Raw genomic sequence first — 18,808 nt, forward strand, 5'->3', positions numbered from 1 at the left:
TCAAGTAATAATCTGCTAAGTTATTGCTCATCATCGGGTAATGACTGTTGTGCCGAGCCGCTCGTTTCCTGTCCAATGCTGTTGACCACGCGCCGCGTACCATGACCGATTTCCTTGGCGGCATCTCTAGTACCATGCCCAATTTCTCGGGTGACATTGCGCGTAGTATGACCTATTGTTCTTCCCGCCTCTTTAAGCTCGGCGCAAGACAACAATGACCCCATAGAAAATATCATGACTACGGCCAATAGTTTTTTAAATGCAATAACCATTTCTTCTTAATCAATTAAAGCTGCTAACTGTCATAAAAAACTTGATAAGCAGCGCCATCAAAGTAGTTTACTGTACAGGTTAGCGTATAAATGTTTCATAACTCTGCTTTTTGCCATAAACCCAATGCTAAACAAGAACCTCACGGCGTTATCCTTCACGTAAACAAGCTTTTAATCGCCGCTTATATCTATTATAAGCACGGTTCGATAAGCGATGTAACCTTGTTTCCCGCTTAATATTGCGTCGCCCTGAATATCCAATTTGAAGCTCAAAATCTTGACGGTTACGATTACGATCAAGGTCAAGATTAATTAACTTTTCATATAGATTCCATGCTTGTATTGTTAATTCTCTTGCAGTTATCAAACGAGACCTCATCGCAAACAAATTGCTTTAACGAAAAGGATATTAAGCTAAATAACAAGGCATCAGTATATCGTCAAATACCTAAGCATCGGCTTGTGCCGCAGAGACTAGACTGTATGTTTAAGCACAAAAGCCAGCGCTGCCTAGTATAGATTGCTGCACTTTTGTGTGGACTTCAATACTTAAACTAAAAGATAAATTGGCGAATGTAAACGTCTGTTTACGTATACGGCATGCAAACACATCAGTTTTCAGAGGTTTTTACACATATTGCTGAACAATAAAAAACCCGCTAAGCCTTATGACTTGCAGGTTTATGGACTTCTTTGAGTCTGTTTGAATCCACTAATGGAGGCTGCGGGCGGAATCGAACCGCCGTAGATGGCTTTGCAGGCCACTGCATAACCATTTTGCTACGCAGCCATATTTAGTGAAATAAAAAAGCCGCGATAGTTCGCGGCTTTTTTTAATATTAATTGGAGCGGGAAACGAGATTCGAACTCGCGACCCCAACCTTGGCAAGGTTGTGCTCTACCACTGAGCTATTCCCGCGCTTCAATTTATTTGGCCATTATAAGCTCTTTTTAGACCTTGTCAACTTTTTATTGAACATCAATTGATAAAACCCAACCCGAGCTACCTTTACATTCGCCATCTTCAACCTGAACCTTAACGAATGCATTTTTCTTTCCAGCAAAGTCTTGGAAATCTACGACAGTTACCGCCGTTCCTTGCTTAATACGTCTGCAAGACTCAACCTTGCCTTTCTCTTCATCTTCACTGTCATCAAATGCTGCAATGGCTCCGGGCACTGCAACCAATTGTATAGGTGATTCAATCTCGTAAGTATTCGGGTTCTTCAAAACATAACGTTGCCCTGCAACAAGATTTTTAGGCGCGGGCGTGGAAATAGTACCTGAATCACCACCACTTACCATAATGACAATAAGCAGAAGAACCACACCCCCTAGAGCGCCAAAAAAAACTTTTGGATTATTTTCTTTTAAGCTCATCATTGATGAAAACAGCTTACCAGCCGTTTCTTTTGCCGTATCTGCTGTATTTTTAGCGTTTTCTTCATTACTCATTTCGTATCCTCACAATTGTAAATTTTTTATTATTTTCAGGCCCTTGTACGAAGCATACTAACTGATCGCCTCGATAACTCATATACATAAAACAATCCAGTACGAGTTGGTGTCCTGAGTTTTATTTAACTGTCCACTTTAAAAGGCCGACAATTCTTCACCAACAATCAACTTGATACATCAACTTACCACGATAAGAAAACTTTTCAAGCGCTATATACATATCACATTATATTTCAATAGCGTGCGTTATTTAAATGAAATCGTAACCTTTTTTAGCTTGCAAGGGTATCGGCTTGCTCTTTTCCGCAACCCGCCGACATTCAAACTGCCAGTAACCCAAGCCGACGTTCTTCCTGTTGCTCAATACAACCGGAAAATCCTCATTATTCATAAACACCCGAATCACATCATCATCTTTCAACATAAAACTATTGGTAACGACGTAGTTTTTTTCGTATTCCAGTTCTCTCGCGCTATAAAACAGCCCTTTTTGAGAGACATCTTTACCCAACTCGTCCAACGGAATATAAGTAACGGCAATGGATTGATGGGCCAATAGCTGCATACCAAAGTTTATCCGGCCGCTTTGCTTATCGACAATGACCTTATTAACGATCCCTAGTGAGCGTTTATGTTCAGGACTATCCGCTTTTCTAAAACTGACCAAGCTTCCTACTGACAGAACGCCTGTTTTATTAAAAATACCCGACAGTAATCTGTCAGATGCCGATTGAACGAGAAACTCCATATCTTTTTCGCCGACGGATTCCAAGGCATTTTGCAGTTCATGAGTTGTTTCCAAACCTACGGCAATATATCGATCCGTTCTATCGCTAAAAAAAGGCACCCCCTGCAAGTCAACTCCTATCCATCTTTGCTCAAGATAGTCGAGTAACTCCGCCGAGGGTTTTCCGATGTCATTTTTCAATACATGCATCGAACTAAACCTTGCCTCCACAGCGTTGATCAATTTTTCTTTCTGCTTAAACGCCTTGAACAGCTTGGTAAAGTCCAGATACAGCATCAATGACTCGTTTTTGGCGTTTGCTTCAAATTGGTATTGTGGTGGTTTATCTTCATCCATTAAAACAACGCACTGTATCTGCTGACCGCTCACCGGCTCTTTCTTTAGACCAATCAAAGGCCCTACCGTTTCTATAAAGCTATAAACCAGCAAAATTTCCTTTTGCATCAAACCGGTCGGATCGGCAAGGCTGAGCAATAGAATCTGTCGATAACATTCTTCAGGACTACTGGCTTTGCTGGGCTGACTTGCATCATTGGGGACTTTGGTCGTACTGTTTTTTATTGTCACGCTCAGGCTGTAAAGTGAATGCAAATCTATCCATACCCAGTCTGGGATCGGCATTCCCATAATAAAATGACTGACAACAATACTGCTCAGCCCCTTAATGCAGCGTTGGATTGCCAATGCCGCATTCTTCCCTTGAAACCAGCCGACGTCACGCCTGGTTAACTCCTTAAGCACCATCCAATAGCCTATGGTGAATTCCTTTTCAATCGAAACCAAAATAGTCAAAATTTTCTTGTCATTATCTTCTTTGGGGAACCCCGCTTTAATCAGCCGGGATCGAAGATAATCTTCAATGTCATGGACGCTTGAACTTAAAAGCTCCAGCGCGTCCAGCCTTAGCTGAACCTTCATTTCAACGACATTGAAATCTATAAGAAAATCATGGAGCAAGCGCGTGGCTAATCCTGGGTTAGCTGTAGGCAATTCAGAGACCCAATGCTGTAGCGCCTTTGCTTCAAATTCTTTTAGGCGCGCGGGATTTTTTTGTTGCGCTGGAATAACCAGAAAAAAAGAGTTCTTCACATATTCACCGAATTGATTTTAATGCTTTACCTTGTCTTGAAAAAAATTTGGATGCCATTACCCATCGGTATCTTAATCTATTATTTCAACCATCAAGCCCCACCTTTTCTCATCATCATCCCTTTTGAAGGGTTGTAGCCTATGATTGCCGCCGTCATAAACAGGACAAAGGCAGCAAAAGTATAAATAAATGCCTGGCTGTTAAACTGACCGTATAGAGAAAAACGGATCAATTCAACAGCTTGAGAAAATGGATTATATTGCGCCAGATTGTAAAGCAGCGCACTGGACTCTTTGATTTTCCATAAAGGATACAGTGCGGTTGACATAAAAAACATCGGGAAAATCACAAAGTTCATCACACCGGCAAAATTTTCCAATTGTTTGATAAACGACGACAACAATAAGCCTAAAGCGCCCAGCATTAACCCTGACAATAGCAGTGCCGGCAAAAGCCACACATAACCCAGCCACGGCGCCTGAATATCATAAAGCCAGGCAATCGCTAAAAACACATAGACTTGCAAAACCGATACGCCGGTACCGGCCAATAACTTACTGAGCAATAAAAACCAGCGCGGCAGCGGACAAACCATCAATATGCGCATACTGCCCATTTCGCGGTCGTAAACCATCGACAATGAACTCTGCATGCCGTTAAACAGCTGAATCATGCCGATCAGGCCGGGAGTGATATAAACTTCGTAAAGAATATAGGTTTCGTAAGGTGGAGTGATCGCAAGCCCTAATGCGGCCCTGAATCCTGCCGCGAATACGAATAGCCAGACCAGTGGCCTGACCAAAGCGGAAATAAACCGCTCGCGCTGGGTAACAAATCGCCATAATTCACGCCAGATGATGCCCCACATGGCGCGCCAGTAATGGAGTATTCTCATGCCGGGCTGTCCTGCCCTGCGCCTTTCGGGTAACTGCGAATCCGCTACCGGCCGGTTAGTCATGCTGTCTCTCCCTGGGTCAAACTATAAAAAGCGTCTTTAATCGTTGGAGTAGCGGTTACTTTAAGAACCTCATCAACCGTTCCATTGGCTTTGACCTGCCCTTTGTGCAATACGATTAAATGATCGTCCGGATAAATCTCATCAATCAAATGGCTCGCCCATAAAACCGCCAGTTTTTCCTCGGCGGCCAAGCGATGCACATATTCGACGATGGACAGTCGACTGGGCACATCCAAACCAACGGTAGGCTCATCCAGCAACAGCACCGACGGCTTATGCAATAAGGCCCGGGCAATCTCCACGCGCCGCCGGTGTCCGCCATTGAGCTGCCGGACTTTTTCAAAACGCCGGTCGTACATATTCAAACGCTCCAACTCCTGCTGAATCCTTTGATCGGCCTGTTTTCGCCCCATGCCATGCAAGGAAGTGTGGTAACGCAGGTTTTGCATCACCGACAAATCCATGTCCAGAGTAGTCTGCTGAAAAACCACGCCCAGTCTTGCCAATGCCGACAACGTTTGCCGCTTGATATCGAAACCGCACAACTCGATACGCCCGTCGCGCGTGTCGTACAAGCGGGTAATCAAGGAAAACAACGTACTTTTTCCCGCACCGTTAGGACCTAACAAAACCGTGCACTCACCCGGTCGAATCTTAAAATTAACCTTGGACAGTGCTTTTTTACCGCCATAAGAGAAACTCAAATCCTCAACGGACAACGCTATCGATGAATTCATGGTTTGACTGCAACTCCCCAAGGATAGGTGCCCACTCCGACCGATTTAGTCACTGTTTGAGTTTCAAGGTCAATCAGCGAAATATCGTTGCTAGTGCCGTTAGTGGTGTAAAGGCGTTTTTGGTCCGGAGAAAAAGCCAGATTCCAGACTCGTTGGCCGACCAGCAGGTATTTTTCAACTTCAAAAGTTTGGGCGTTGACCACCGCAACCCGGTTTGCCGGCCCCAACGCCACATAGCCGTGCTTCCTGTCTTTATCGATCACCACACCGACCGGCTGAATTTTATCGCTCGTCACGCCTTGCACTTCGAACTTGATATTTTTGACGATCTGCTTGGTTTTAGCATCCAGAACCATCAAGGTGCCGGCCATTTCAGGTGACCCACAACTGCTGGCTGTCGGCGGTAAAGCTCAACGCGCGGGGACGCGGATCAACCAACGTGTTTTCGACGATGGCATTGGTTTTGGTATCGATCCAATGCACCATGTTAGTCGTTTCGGACGCGCTGGCTACCCAGAGGTTATCGGGGCTGACAGTAATACCCTCAGGCTCCACGCCGACCTTAATCTGTTTGACGGCCTTTTTACGCTTAATGTCGATGACGGTTACTTGGCTGTCATCTTCGTTAGACACATATAGCCGGTCACCCGCCGGGTTTAGTGCGAACGTTTCGGGGTCTTCGCCGGACGGCAGTTTGCCTATTTCCTCGAGTGTCTCGGCATCGATAATCTTGATGGTATTGTCATCACTGGTTGCGACATACAAAAACTTATTATCGGGGCTGATGGCGATGCCTCTGGGGCGCTGGCCAATTTCCACCGTCTTGATTAACTTGCCGGCGACGGGATCGACAACCGCCAGTGCATTATCCTTTTCCAACGTAACGAACACCGTTTCGGCCTGTGCTGTTCCCACCGTAACAACCATTAGAAACAGTCCTAATACATTTTTTCTCATCATTATTTACTCCATTTACAAGTCGATTCAGGTTGATCATAACCCAAGGTATCGAGTTCGGTTTGGGGATGCAAAAAGCCTTCAATCGGTGCCACGGCAACCATCGATCTGGGCGCTGACAGCAACACAGGCTGCCGTAACTGCCCATCCCAGGACCGGAACGACAATGGATTGCCTTTATAGCCTTGCAACGCAAACGCATCGCTTAGCATATAATCCTTAAGTTTATTTACGTCGTTGGATTTAGTGCGCGTAGCCGCTTCACCGACGGCCCTGACGGCCAGGTAAGCGGCATAATCCTGCTCTTCCATCCAGCGCCCCGCCTGCTCTTTAAAGCGATTTTGGATCTGCACCGCACCCCATTGCTCATGGGTCCGGTGCCATGACGTAGCGACCAATCCCTGAGTGCCGATCACCGGCCTTGCATTCCAGGTCCTGTATTCCAGATATTCGCCGAACTGGCCTTGCTCATCGGCTACGACCAGCACATCATAATCATCCACCTGGGTAAATACCGCCACATCCGATTGCGCCGTGCGCCGCGCATCGTAGGTGTGTTCCCAGGTTTTTTCCTCGACTAATTTCATGCCGAAACGTTTAGCCGCCCGCTTGATCGCTTCGGCAAACAGACGGTCTTCCTCGGTAGCGCCGATGACTAAAAACCATTTATTCCAGCGTTTTTTCATCATGTATTGCGCCAGCGCATCGGCGCGCATGGCCCGGTTAGGCAAAATATGCAAAACGTTATTGCGGCATTGCTCATTGCGCAACGCATCGTCGACTGTCGCCGCATCGAGCAACAATTTTTGCTTTGCGGCGGATAAATCGGCGACTTTATTTAAAGAGTTGGCTGGCAAGTTAACCACAACATACGAAAATTGATTGCCAACCTCTTTATTAAAGGCATCGGCAACATTGCCATCCAGCGGCACGATGAATTTCTTCAGCACAAACTTCTGCCCGGTAAATTGTCCGGTCGTATTGTTGTCGTCAATCGCAAGCTCCGACCCCAAAACGCCCTTGTTTGGAATAAAAGCATCCAGGTTAGACAGCGGCGGCGGGACTTTTTGCTCTTGCGTAAAATAAGCAATATTAATGATCTGTTTAGCTTCCGCATGAACAAAATTCACGCTAAGCAAATGAATAACAAATAAAATCTTAACTGTTATCTGGAGAGGCTGGGTAATTGGTCGCATCATGTCCTAGCAATAATAAAACGCACAGACGCTAATTTTAACGGATTCATTAACTTTGTTTAGTTTTTCGATGAAGCCTGCTGAAACCGGGGCCTAAAACCATAAAATAATTCAGTTTAAAATTGCCCGGCTACCGATAAAATCAGTCCGCTCTGCTTTGACAAGATGCATGCTGATGGCCTGATGCTGTAAACTAGAATATTGACTTCGCTCGACAAACAGTTCAGCATCAATAAATATAAAAAACAAAGGACATAACAATGGACGCCAGTAAATTACAGCCAAGATCAGACGCCTTTATTACTCCGGCATCATCCCTGCGGACAAATGATTTGAAAAGCGATGAATCCGCCATTGAAACCCGGCCGAATAACGATCAGCCCGACAGCTCAAGCGTATCCGGCGAAACTGTAACGCTATCCGATACGTCCTTAAAACTATCCACATCTTCGCCGGTAAGCAGCAGCGATAGACCTGCACCGATAGAAAATAAGGATCAGGCCCAACAGGCTCTTAGCCAGCTTATCGCCGACATTCAAAATAACCCGGCTCAGGCACAAGCAGCCCACAGCAACATCTTCGACAGCGCTGTAAAATCATTATTAGGTTAATTACTCTTGTCAATGACGCACTTTACCTTAAGTGGGATATACATTTATCCCGTAAAATCATTAGCCGGCATTAGCGCAAACAGCTGGCCTGTCACTGAAAAAGGTTTTCAGCACGATAGAAAGTGGATGATCATCGACAAAGACCGGCAATTCCTCAGCCAGCGTAAATTGCCGAGCATGGCATTAATTAAAACCGCGCTAACCGATCACAACCTGATCCTGTCAGCGCCGGGTATGGAAAGTCTTTCTTTACCCCTAGCGCCTGTTGACGGGCAAATCATCAACAGCACCATCTGGGACGACCAGTGCGATGCTCGTAGCGTTTCAGCGGAAGCCGACCAATGGCTTAGCGGTTTCTTACATCAGGATTGCCGATTGGTTTACCAGCCCGATGAGATCATTCGCCCGGTTAATCCCGTTTACGCCCAACCTGCCGACAAAGTGGCGTTTTCCGACGGCTTTCCTTTCCTGATTATTTCTGAAAACTCGCTGGCCGCATTGAATCATGACATGCAGCTGAATTTACCGATGATCCGCTTCAGACCCAATCTGGTTATTTCCGGCTGCCCTGCCTACGCAGAAGACAGCTGGCGCGAAATCAGCATTGGCGCTATCGATTTCAGGCTGCCCAAGCCCTGTTCCCGGTGCTCAGTCCCGGCCATCGACCCTGAAACCGCGCAAACCGGCAAGGAACCGCTGACCACCCTCAACCGCACCCGAAAATGGCAAAATAAAGTTTATTTTGGGCAAAACGCTCTCCATAACCAGTGCGGCCAACTGACAATCGGCGATGCCGTACGCATCAAAGCCACAGGCGTAAAACAGCCGCCTATCTAGTACTCAGTCAAACTTATAATGTCGAGTGAGAAGCCGCTCCCACAGTTAGATTATCAGCAGACAAAACAATTGACTGAGTACTAGTCTGTTCCGGCGATTAATCGATCGTCATTTATTTAAGAAATTACATGCACAAAGTCCTTTTGCTGATTGTCATCCCGTTATTGTCTTACGGTTTTTGGTTAAGCGATGAATTTAAAGGCATTGCGGCGGGTGTTTCTATTTTCCTGTTCGGCATGCTGTCTCTGGAACAAGGCTTTAAAGCCTTTACCGGAGGCGCGCTGGAGCGGATTCTGCAAAAAACCACCAACACTTCCTGGAAAAGTTTCGGCTTTGGCTTTTTGTCGGCTGCATTAATGCAGTCCAGCGGCTTGGTCTCCATCATTACCATTTCGTTCCTGAGTGCTGGCTTGCTTGATTTAGTCGCCGGCATCGGCATTATTTTCGGCTCCAATCTGGGCACAACCACTGGCGCGTGGCTGATTGCAGGACTTGGATTAAAAGTTAACATTGCGACCTACGCCATGCCGCTGCTGGTTTTTGGAGTGTTATGCGTTTTCCAGAACAGCAAGCAGTTAAAGGGAGCCGGCTACATCCTGACCGGCTTGGGTTTTCTGCTGCTCGGCATACATTATATGAAAGAGAGTTTCGAGCATTTCGAAACCACCATAAACCTGGCTAACTACGCCATGCCCGGCGTCAAAGGGCTATTGATCTATACTGCCGCAGGAATTATTGCCACCGTTATCATGCAGTCCAGCCATGCGACGATGCTATTGACCATTACTGCGGTTTCCGTGCATCAAATTACTTACGACAATGCACTGGCTCTGGTCATCGGCGCCAATATCGGCAGCACTATCACCGCAATCATTGCCTCTTTCGGTGCCAATATCCAGGGCAAACGACTGGCGGGCTCGCACCTGTTAGTTAACCTGCTTACCGGAATTATTGTATTGCTGTTTATCAAGCAATTCGGCAGTGCTGTTGACATTATCAGCGAAAATTTGGGCATTGCCGCCTCAGATAGCGCGATGAAACTGGCGGCCTTTCACAGCCTGTTTAATCTTGCAGGCGTTATTCTCTTTTTCCCGTTTATTCATCAGCAAGTTCTATTACTGGAAAGAATATTCATAGAAAAACGCCCCGCTATTTTCAAGCCGAAATATTTGGACCCGTCTGCCATGGACTTCCCCGAAACAGTCGTTGAGTCTGTCAGGCTGGAAAGCATTCATTTATACGAAAATGCCATTCATATTATTTTGCACACATTTGGCCTGCGCAAACATGATCTCCAAGAAAACGACTTACTCAAGCAGCTCATCGGACAAAACAGCCACACGATTGAATACGATATCGATGCCGTCTATGAAAGGCGGATAAAAGGCATTTACAGCGCCATTATCGCTTTTATCAGCCAAGCCGACTTTACTTGGAAGATGGATCAGTCTTCAAAACTTTCCTGGCTGCGCGAGGCTAACAAACACCTTGTCGAAGCCGTTAAAGACACTAAACACTTGCAGAAAAACTGGTCCCGCTTCAGAACATCAACCAATCAAGCCACGATCAACGAGTACAATAAAATTGCTTACCAATTAGTCCTGCATATCCAGCAGATTGAGAATTTCAGGCACGAAATTGAGAATAATGAGTTACCGTTACTGTCGCTGGACGCTTTAAAAGCGATCATTAAAAATGACGATATGCAAATGAATCGCGCCATTGAAACGCTGATCAGGAAACAGCAAATAACCCCTGAAACCGGTTCTTCCCTGATTAACGATAGCACCTATATGTACAGCATTAAAAAGAATTTGCTAAAAGCCGCCGAAACGCTATTTTTAAGCAAAGACACCAGCGCAGCCAAAGTTGAACAACAACTAGCCCTGAATGAAGTTGAAATTAACGATGTTGTTCAGGCCGTGGATACTCCGTCTACGCACCAACCTGATCGGTGATTAAAGCGATGAAAATAGAAAAGTTACTTCATAAACTACAAGCCTTTTTTGACACCGAAAGACATAAAAAAAGGCAACATGTTCAGGAACTAAAGAAAATCCTGCTTAAGCTCAAGAAAAAAGAACGCAAAATCACTCACGCCCTGCAGCAAGCTGACGACGACTGCTTGATAAGACGTTATCAAACTGAACTGGAGGTAATCAGGGTACAACGAAAAAAGGGCATTGAAGTTTTGCATCAGCTTAAAAAACTAAAAAAAACCTAACCGCCCGTTACTTACTAGCGCAAGCCGGTACTGTTTCAAATATAATAATACCGATTAAATTAGTCTAGATTTTCCATCCTTAAGCTAGTCTTTTGTATTTTTGAATCGCATATGCAGACCGAAGTATTCTTATCCGTTTTTATCTTATTAATGCTTGCATTATCACCCATCAAAATAAACATGCCGAACATCAACAACTCTGCTGTATTTCCTTGCCAGCTTTTTAAATTACTGAAAATGGCATTTTGCTCAAAATATAATCCACTGTTGCTTATCCTGCTTTTTCCTTCCCTGTCAATGGCCGCCGAAGAGGCCGTAGCTGTCCAGACTCAGCCATTGGATTTGACTCAGCATTGGGCCGGTTATCTGGCTTTGCTTGTATTTGCCGTTGCCTACATCCTGGCCATGACCGAAGAAGTAACCGAGTTAAAAAAATCCAAGCCGATGGTGTTCGCGGCCAGCCTGATCTGGATTTTTATCGCCGTGTTTTATGCCAAAGGAGGGATGAGCGAACAAGTGGGCGTTGCGTTTCGCACCACCCTGGAAAGCTATGGCGAACTGTTTTTGTTCATCATGGTTTCGATGACTTATTTAAACGCCATGGAAGACCGGGGCGTATTTGATAGCCTGCGGGTCTGGCTATTGAGCAAGAACTTCAGCTATCGGCAATTATTCTGGATTACCGGCTTTCAGGCGTTCTTTATTTCGTCCGCCTGCAACAACCTGACCACCGCGCTGTTGATGGGGTCGGTTATCCTGGCGATGGGTAAAGGCTGCCCGCGCTTTGTCACCTTATCGTGCATTAATGTGGTGGTTGCCTCCAACGCAGGCGGCTCGTTCAGCCCTTTCGGCGACATCACCACGCTGCTGGTCTGGCAAAAAGGCGTCGTGCCTTTTGCCGATTTCTTCTCGCTATTGATTCCGGCCATCATCAACTTCGTTATTCCGGCAGCCATCATGCATTTCTTTATTCCTCAGGAAAAACCGGCTGCGGTAACCGAAGCCCAAGCCATGAAACGGGGCGGCTGGATTATCATCGGTTTGTTCGTAATGACCATTATTACCTCGGCTTGCTTCGAAAACTTCCTGGGCCTTCCACCTGCCGCCGGGATGATGATGGGCTTGACCTATTTGAAGTTTTTCAGTTATTACCTGCAAAAAACCCATGACTCCCAGCCCGCATTGATGCCAATGGATTTGACCGACGGCAAAATCGATCATTTTGCACCGATGAAATATATGAATAATCCGCAAGCAGAGATAAATCAACAATTGGAGAAAGAGCAGCCGTTTGATATTTTCCAGAAAGTCGCTAACCTGGAATGGGATACGCTGCTGTTTTTCTACGGGGTCATGGTCGGCGTCGGCGGCCTGAGTTTCATCGGCTATATGGAAGTGGCCTCCCATTATCTGTACGGTACCACTGACCCCACAGTCGCTAACATTCTGGTCGGCATCGCTTCCGCGTTCGTGGACAACGGCACCATTATGCTGTCGGTACTGATCATGGAGCCTGACATATCCGAAGGCCAGTGGCTACTGGTGACCTTAACCGCTGGCGTCGGCGGCAGCATGTTAGCGGTCGGTTCCGCAGCGGGAGTGGGATTGATGGGACAAGCGAAAGGGATTTATACTTTCACCAGCCACCTGAAATGGACGCCAGTTATCGTGCTGGGTTATTTCGGCAGCATTGCCGCCCACTTTCTTATTAACGGGCGTTTTTTTTAGGGGTATCGGCTAAAATCCCACTGTTACGCGCCGGTCAGCTTACGCTATCGATCGGCGCGGCAATTGGTCGTCAGTCTGTCCGCAAATCACAAGCCCATCATCAAACTGCTGCCATGCTTTTTCAGCCACTGTCTTCGGGTTTTATAGTCAGGCAAATGTTCGCCAACCAAGGCCCAAAAATGGGCGGAGTGGTTCCTGATTTTGATATGACAAAGCTCATGAACCACCACGTATTCCAGGACTTCGGGCGGGGCTATGATTAACAGCCAATTGATATTGATGTCGTTATGAATGCCGCAGCTGCCCCAGCGGCTTCTTTGAGTTTTAATCTTAATGGTTTGCGGAAACAGCTGTTTTCTTTCCGCATGCTGTTTTACCACCTGCTCTACCTGAATTTTCGATTCCTTTTTCATCCAGCGAATTAACGCTTCCTTTATTTCGGCACTGTGGTCTTTAATTAACAATGCCTCGGGCACATGGGCGGTAAACTCCTGGCCAAATTCTATTTTTATCCGTTTCAATTTTGAAGCTAGCACTGACAATTTATACGATGCGCCCTGATAAGGAACTTCAGCGCCATGGCCATAAACAGCCGGAGCCAATTTTTTATGATGCAGGCTATTGGCTTCGATTTTAGCCAGGGTTTGAATTATCCACTGTTGTTTGATCTGAACAAATTGATGAATCTTATGCTCGGAGGCTCTGGGAGGAGCGACAACTTCGACTTTGCCAAGCGTTACGACGATGCGCATCTGCGTAGCCCGTTGACTGCGCCGGATCTGGTAGGAAAATGCTGGATTAGAAATATCGGCTCTCTGTTTTGATGGTGACAAGATATTTTCGATTAGCTTAAGCATCTTGGTTAATCATGTGAGTTGCCAGCTGTTGTAATGCCTGGCTTAAATTCTCCCTGAGCCTTACATCCATATTGACTTCGGCTAAGGCTTTATTCATGCACAACATCCATTGATCTCGCGCAGAAGCATCTATTGCAAACGGAAAATGCCGCTGCCGCAACCTTGGGTGTCCGTATTCCTGAACAAACAGATCGGGGCCTCCCAGCCAGCCGGATATAAATTTGAACAACTTGTCATGCGCAGACGACAAGTCCGCCGCATGCATGGCCCGAATTCCGGCGGCCTCGGGCAAGGTATCCATAAAAAAATAGAACCGCTCAACCAAACTGCGTATCGCTGCCTCTTTGCCTATCAGTTCATAAGGCGTTACTGGTGTGTTTTCTGTCATAATCCGATGCTGTAAAAAATCATTCTTTCAATAATCCGCTATTTTACTAAATATTCTTACCAACGCCTCCAAACTCTTGTAAGATTTAGCGGTCTATCTTTTCTGTTAACCATGTATTTTAAGGAGTCCAAATAAAATGAGACTAAATACTGCTATTTCACGTCCGGAAGCCGATATTCTGGCAACCAACAAAGTGCTAAGAAACACTTATTTATTATTGTCGATGACATTGCTGTTCAGTGCGATGACCGCAGGTGCGGCAATGATGTTGAACCTGCCGCATTTCGGCCCTATCATTACTTTGGTCGGTTATTTCGGCCTGTTGTTCTTGACCACCAAATTTAGCAACAGTGGCTTGGGCCTGGTTTTCGTTTTTGCGTTGACCGGATTTATGGGGCTCACTCTCGGCCCTATTTTAACCATGTACATTAAGGCTTTCAGCAACGGCCACGAGCTGATCATGACAGCCTTAGGGGGCACAGGCGTCATATTCCTGGGGCTTTCCGGCTACGCTTTAACTACGCGTAAAGATTTCAGCTTCATGGGCGGCTTTTTAATGGTGGGTGTGTTGGTGGCATTCCTGGCAGGCCTGGGCGCACTGTTTTTCACCATTCCGGCTTTATCGCTGGCGGTATCGGCCATGTTTATCCTGCTGATGTCCGGTATGATCTTATTCCAAACCAGTGAAATCATTCACGGTGGCGAGACCAACTACATTCTGGCGACTGTTTCCTTATACGTTTCCATCTACAATCTGTTCCTGAGCCTGCTGCAATTGCTGGGTGTATTTAGTGGCGACGATTAATAAGTAGCGTTTTTACATAAAAAAAGCCCGGCTTAATTTGGTAAACCGGGCTTTTTTTATGTTTGCCGTTTTAGGGCTGTGTTTTAGAGCCATGCAATCGGATCAATAAAGCGGCCTCATCATGGCTTAACCCGGAGTTTTGCATGAGTTCATTAACGCTAGCCCCGCTTCTTACCTTTCGGATATCTCCGCTGTACGGGTGAGAAGACTGGTCATTTTGCTCGACTTCAGCAATCTTTGCCGCCAGATCATCGATTTGCTCGTCGGTAACGGCTATCCGATTGTCTACCGTGGCTATTCGGCTGTCGACACTCAAAGCGGCGGAGCACAAGCCGGCAATATCATTGCAGTTACCGTGAACGACATCATTAAGAACCTGATAATCGCGTTTAATTTTCATTTGCCCACGCACCAGCCAAAAAAACGCCACAAGCATCACAACGATAATTACGCTCTCAATGATAAAGGCGACCATTAAAAGATTATTCATCAGGCAATTTCATCAATATGTTGAGCAGGTTCAGCATCTTGCTCTTGCTCTTCCGCATTTTCTCTGCGCTGCTGTTTTTTCTGGCGATGATCATCCCGGTCGATTTTTTTGGGTTTTATGACTGGAAAAGAGGGTGATACGGGCTGTATTTCTAACATACCGGCCTCCTGTAACTAAAATTGGCGTAAATGAGGATCTCATATTTAATATTAGCAGTCATTCCGCTTTATTGTTAAAAAAGCATCATGGCCGATCAACAACCGTTGCCGTCGGAGCCAAGTTTAACAATTTGGCGCGTTCTTCATCATTCGCGCCATAACGGGCAAAAGCCTGCGACATTAAAACCAGAACCACCCGCCGGTTCTGAAACCGGCCCACCTCGGTCTTGTTGTCGGCGATAGGATGAAATTCTCCATAGCCGATCGCCGACAAACGAAGAGGATGAATACCCTCCTTAACAAGCTCATGCACAACACTGGTTGCCCGGGCGGACGACAAATCCCAATTCGACCTGAACTTTATATTATCGATAGGGACATTGTCGGTATGCCCTTCAACCTGAACCATATTGGGCAACGGGTTAATCACCTCGGCAATCTTTTTCAATACCGGTATCGCTGTTTTGGATAATTCCGCCTCACCGCTCAAGAACAGCATCTCGCTATTCATTTCCAGCTCTATCCAATAGTCATTTTTCTTAACTGCCACGAACTTGTCGTCAATAAAAGGCGCTAAAACCTGCTCAAATTGGCCTGACACTTGGCTCAACCGCTTTCTTTCCTTTAATATTTCTTCACTTAGATCGCGCTTTTCCTCAACATCTGTCGTCGCTGGATTTTCCAACGGGATGGGCTGAATAGATGTCGGCACAGTACCTATCTGAATGGGGTCAATTTCATTGCCGTGTTGTCCGTTATTGGAAAACGCTTCGCCTAATGACTCGGACAGTGTCTTGTACTTGCCTTCATTAACTGAGGAAATTGCATACATGACCACAAAAAAGGCAAATAACAAAGTTATGAAATCGGCGTATGACACCAGCCACCGATCGTGATTATTAGCCTCTGCTGTACGTCTTTTCCTGCGCCTCGCCATAGCCTAGTCTTTAGATGAATCTTGTAGATAGCCGCCCAGTTTCAGCTCGATATTTCTTGGATTTTCGCCCTCTGCAATAGCAATAATGCCATCAGCCAACATTTCTCTGGCCTGGGTCGCCGCAAGTACATAAGCTTTTAATTTATTGGACATCGGTAAAAAAACCAGGTTAGCAGATCCTACGCCATATATTGTCGCGACAAAAGCTGTTGCTATGCCCTCCCCTAAAAGTTCCGGGTTAGTGAGGTTTTGCATGACATGAATTAAGCCCATCACAGCGCCGAGAATACCGATGGTCGGCGCATACCCACCCATCGCTTCATATAATCCTGCCGCCTGTAAGCCTATACTTTCTTTCGACAATATATCCAAATCCAGTATATCCCGAATGGCATCAGGATCAGTTCCGTCAATCAGCAACTGCAAGCCTTTTTTTATAAACGGATCTTGTTCATCGGGCAGCGTATTTTCAAGGCCTAACAAGCCTTCCTTACGCGCCATGTGACTCCAATGAATTACCTGGTCAATCTGCACAGAAAGATTTATTTTCTGAGGCATTAATACCCATGAAAGCATTTTCATGCTCCTGACAAAAACGGCTGGCGGAAATTGCAACAGTGTCGCCCCGACTGTTCCTCCAAACACAATAATGAGCGCAGGTACGTTAATCAGCGAACTGACATCACCGCCATCCAGCATAACTCCCAACAAAATTGCACCGAAGCCGACAAAAATCCCCGCAATACTTAAAATATCCATTTTTAGTTTTCAGCTTGCCTACCGGAAATCATTAATCGTTGGTCCATTCGGACAATCTTGAACGCAATCTCAACACCGCCTGAGTGCAGATTTGACTGACCCGGGATTCACTCACATTCAAAACTTCTCCGATTTCGCGCAAATTTAGTTCCTCATCATAATAAAGAGCTATAACCAAACGCTCACGCTCAGGCAAGCCCATGATGGCCTTTGCCAACGCCCGTTGAAAACCCTCCCGGCTGATGCCGTCTACAAGGCCTTGTTCATGATCCAGGACATCATCAAGGTAATAATCACCATCTTCCGCCAATTCTTCGACACTGAACAGGCGGCAGCTGCTTGAGTCCTGAAGAATGTGATTATATTCATCCATGGCGATGCCTAGCTGCTCGGCCACATCGACGTCTCTTGCTTCGCGGCCGGTTCTATTTTCGATTTCCCGTATGGCGTCGGAAACCATCCGTGATTTCTTATGCACGGAGCGAGGCGTCCAATCACTGCGCCTGACCTCATCCAGCATGGCTCCCCGGATACGAATGCCCGCATAGGTATCAAAGCTGGCGCCCTGCGAGACGTCATAATTCTTGATGGCTTCCAGCAAGCCGAGCATCCCCGCCTGAATCAAATCATCGACCTGAACGGAATCCGGCAGCCTGTTCAATAAGTGGTAGGCAATGCGCTTAACTAACGGCGCATGCTGCAAGACACGCTCATCGGTGCCTCCAGCCTGTACCGCAGTGTACATTGCCACTCCACTCATGCGACATCCTTTTGGGATCCGTATTGAATCATTCTTTCAATAAAAAACTCAATATAGCCGCCTGCTTGAGATTTCAGCGGCCAACTGTCAATTCTTGATGCGATTGCTTTCAGTGCGAGAGAAGCCTTGCTTCTGGGAAAGCCCATAATAACCGGCGACTGCTTTTGGACTGATTTACGCAAATATTCGTCATACGGCACCGCGCCTGCAAACTTCAGGGTAACATCCAGATAGCGATCCGTTACCTTGTTTAACTTCTGGAATAACGCATGGCCTTGCTGAACGCTTTGAACCATATTGGTGATCACATGAAAATGGGACAAGCCGTAATCCCTGTTCAGCAACTTGATAAATGCGTAAGCATCGGTTAACGATGTCGGCTCATCGCAGACAACCACGATAATTTCCTGGCACGCGCGGGCAAAATTGACCACGCTTGCGGATATGCCGGCCGCAGTATCGACAATCAATACATCGATATCCTGATCGATCTCGCTAAAGGCACGGATCACTGCGGCCTGTTCAATTGTGTTCAATTCAGACATTTTCTGAATACCGGATGCCCCGGGAATCACTCTCAAACCTGAAGGGCCGTCCATCATGATCTCATCCAAGGTCTTTTCCCCTGACAGCACATGAGACAGATTGAACTGGGGATACACGCCTAGCAAAATATCGACATTAGCCAGTCCCATATCAGCATCCATTAACACCACCCGCTGCCCCATTTGCGACAACGCGATGCCAATGTTAACCGACAAGTTTGTTTTGCCTACGCCCCCTTTGCCGCTGGTGACTGCAATGACGCGAACGGGTTTCATTTTATTCATTTTTCTTA

20 protein-coding genes, 2 tRNA genes and 1 pseudogene are annotated in these 18,808 nt (G+C 46.3%); 6 read left to right on the plus strand and 17 right to left on the minus strand.

The features are described from left to right. Window positions 1-20: 20 nt before the first annotated feature. The 9 genes and pseudogenes from M0R47_RS02140 to M0R47_RS02180 all read right to left on the minus strand — a co-directional run bounded on the left by M0R47_RS02140 (window position 21) and on the right by M0R47_RS02180 (window position 7,416). Complete coding sequence (locus M0R47_RS02140; RefSeq protein ID WP_292549648.1) at window positions 21-272, minus strand: hypothetical protein; 252 nt, start codon at window positions 270-272, stop codon at window positions 21-23. Between the two features lie 716 nt (window positions 273-988). After that, window positions 989-1,062, minus strand: a tRNA-Cys gene (locus tag M0R47_RS02145). Window positions 1,063-1,116: 54 nt separating this feature from the next. After that, a tRNA-Gly gene (locus M0R47_RS02150) sits at window positions 1,117-1,191 on the minus strand. Between the two features lie 50 nt (window positions 1,192-1,241). Continuing rightward, entirely contained in the window at window positions 1,242-1,727 is a 486-nt protein-coding gene (locus M0R47_RS02155; RefSeq protein ID WP_292549651.1) for a hypothetical protein, read from the minus strand. A 253-nt stretch (window positions 1,728-1,980) separates the two neighbouring features. Continuing rightward, a complete protein-coding gene (locus M0R47_RS02160) occupies window positions 1,981-3,567 on the minus strand; it encodes a hypothetical protein (RefSeq protein WP_292549653.1) in 1,587 nt (528 codons plus the stop codon). 92 nt (window positions 3,568-3,659) lie between these two features. Further along, the gene (locus tag M0R47_RS02165; RefSeq protein WP_292549730.1) at window positions 3,660-4,463 is read right to left on the minus strand and encodes an ABC transporter permease; all 804 of its coding nucleotides are present in this window, start codon (window positions 4,461-4,463) and stop codon (window positions 3,660-3,662) included. A 59-nt stretch (window positions 4,464-4,522) separates the two neighbouring features. Continuing rightward, complete coding sequence (locus M0R47_RS02170) at window positions 4,523-5,263, minus strand: ABC transporter ATP-binding protein (protein ID WP_292549656.1); 741 nt, start codon at window positions 5,261-5,263, stop codon at window positions 4,523-4,525. Then, window positions 5,260-6,220: pseudogene (locus tag M0R47_RS02175) on the minus strand (PQQ-dependent catabolism-associated beta-propeller protein). Before M0R47_RS02175 ends, M0R47_RS02170 begins: the two are co-directional and overlap by 4 nt. 2 nt (window positions 6,221-6,222) lie before the next feature. Next, on the minus strand, window positions 6,223-7,416 hold the full coding sequence (locus M0R47_RS02180) for an ABC transporter substrate-binding protein (protein WP_292549731.1): 1,194 nt from the start codon (window positions 7,414-7,416) through the stop codon (window positions 6,223-6,225). 260 nt (window positions 7,417-7,676) lie between these two features. On the opposite strand from M0R47_RS02180, the gene M0R47_RS02185 reads away from it, so the two are divergent. The 5 genes from M0R47_RS02185 (at window position 7,677) to nhaD (ending at window position 12,816) form a co-directional block, all read left to right on the plus strand. Beyond that, complete coding sequence (locus M0R47_RS02185; protein ID WP_292549659.1) at window positions 7,677-8,027, plus strand: hypothetical protein; 351 nt, start codon at window positions 7,677-7,679, stop codon at window positions 8,025-8,027. Window positions 8,028-8,039: 12 nt separating this feature from the next. Further along, the gene (locus tag M0R47_RS02190; protein WP_292549733.1) at window positions 8,040-8,864 is read left to right on the plus strand and encodes an MOSC N-terminal beta barrel domain-containing protein; all 825 of its coding nucleotides are present in this window, start codon (window positions 8,040-8,042) and stop codon (window positions 8,862-8,864) included. Between the two features lie 128 nt (window positions 8,865-8,992). Continuing rightward, window positions 8,993-10,822, plus strand: a complete 1,830-nt coding sequence (locus M0R47_RS02195) for a Na/Pi symporter (RefSeq protein WP_292549661.1) — start codon at window positions 8,993-8,995, stop codon at window positions 10,820-10,822. Between the two features lie 8 nt (window positions 10,823-10,830). After that, on the plus strand, window positions 10,831-11,088 hold the full coding sequence (locus M0R47_RS02200) for a hypothetical protein (protein WP_292549663.1): 258 nt from the start codon (window positions 10,831-10,833) through the stop codon (window positions 11,086-11,088). Between the two features lie 297 nt (window positions 11,089-11,385). Next, entirely contained in the window at window positions 11,386-12,816 is a 1,431-nt protein-coding gene (nhaD, locus tag M0R47_RS02205; protein ID WP_292549737.1) for a sodium:proton antiporter NhaD, read from the plus strand. A gap of 86 nt (window positions 12,817-12,902) precedes the next feature. Here the strand turns inward: nhaD and M0R47_RS02210 are convergent, their stop codons facing one another. After that, on the minus strand, window positions 12,903-13,673 hold the full coding sequence (locus M0R47_RS02210) for a SprT family zinc-dependent metalloprotease (protein WP_292549666.1): 771 nt from the start codon (window positions 13,671-13,673) through the stop codon (window positions 12,903-12,905). Further along, complete coding sequence (locus M0R47_RS02215) at window positions 13,666-14,061, minus strand: group II truncated hemoglobin (protein WP_292549669.1); 396 nt, start codon at window positions 14,059-14,061, stop codon at window positions 13,666-13,668. Before M0R47_RS02215 ends, M0R47_RS02210 begins: the two co-directional genes overlap by 8 nt. Before the next feature lie 136 nt (window positions 14,062-14,197). Here M0R47_RS02215 and M0R47_RS02220 point away from each other — a divergent pair, with 136 nt between their 5' ends. Then, a complete protein-coding gene (locus M0R47_RS02220) occupies window positions 14,198-14,866 on the plus strand; it encodes a Bax inhibitor-1/YccA family protein (RefSeq protein WP_292549672.1) in 669 nt (222 codons plus the stop codon). Window positions 14,867-14,936: 70 nt separating this feature from the next. Here M0R47_RS02220 and M0R47_RS02225 read toward each other — a convergent pair whose 3' ends face one another. From M0R47_RS02225 to M0R47_RS02250, 6 genes are all read right to left on the minus strand, one after another. Continuing rightward, entirely contained in the window at window positions 14,937-15,356 is a 420-nt protein-coding gene (locus M0R47_RS02225) for a DUF2802 domain-containing protein (RefSeq protein ID WP_292549674.1), read from the minus strand. After that, window positions 15,356-15,514: a hypothetical protein gene (locus M0R47_RS02230; RefSeq protein ID WP_292549677.1), complete on the minus strand. Its 159-nt coding sequence runs from the start codon at window positions 15,512-15,514 to the stop codon at window positions 15,356-15,358. The genes M0R47_RS02225 and M0R47_RS02230 overlap by 1 nt, the downstream gene beginning before the upstream one ends. 85 nt (window positions 15,515-15,599) lie before the next feature. Continuing rightward, window positions 15,600-16,451 carry a flagellar motor protein MotD gene (gene motD / locus M0R47_RS02235; RefSeq protein WP_292549680.1) on the minus strand — a complete coding sequence of 284 codons (852 nt, stop codon included), beginning with the start codon at window positions 16,449-16,451 and terminating at the stop codon, window positions 15,600-15,602. A 3-nt stretch (window positions 16,452-16,454) separates the two neighbouring features. Further along, window positions 16,455-17,210: a flagellar motor protein gene (locus tag M0R47_RS02240; RefSeq protein WP_292549682.1), complete on the minus strand. Its 756-nt coding sequence runs from the start codon at window positions 17,208-17,210 to the stop codon at window positions 16,455-16,457. A 31-nt stretch (window positions 17,211-17,241) separates the two neighbouring features. Continuing rightward, a complete protein-coding gene (locus tag M0R47_RS02245) occupies window positions 17,242-17,970 on the minus strand; it encodes an RNA polymerase sigma factor FliA (protein ID WP_292549684.1) in 729 nt (242 codons plus the stop codon). Next, window positions 17,967-18,800, minus strand: a complete 834-nt coding sequence (locus M0R47_RS02250; RefSeq protein WP_292549687.1) for a MinD/ParA family protein — start codon at window positions 18,798-18,800, stop codon at window positions 17,967-17,969. The genes M0R47_RS02245 and M0R47_RS02250 overlap by 4 nt, the downstream gene beginning before the upstream one ends. Window positions 18,801-18,808 lie beyond the last annotated feature (8 nt).

The sequence above is a fragment of the Methylobacter sp. genome (assembly GCF_023227905.1).
Lineage (GTDB): Bacteria > Pseudomonadota > Gammaproteobacteria > Methylococcales > Methylomonadaceae > Methylobacter_A.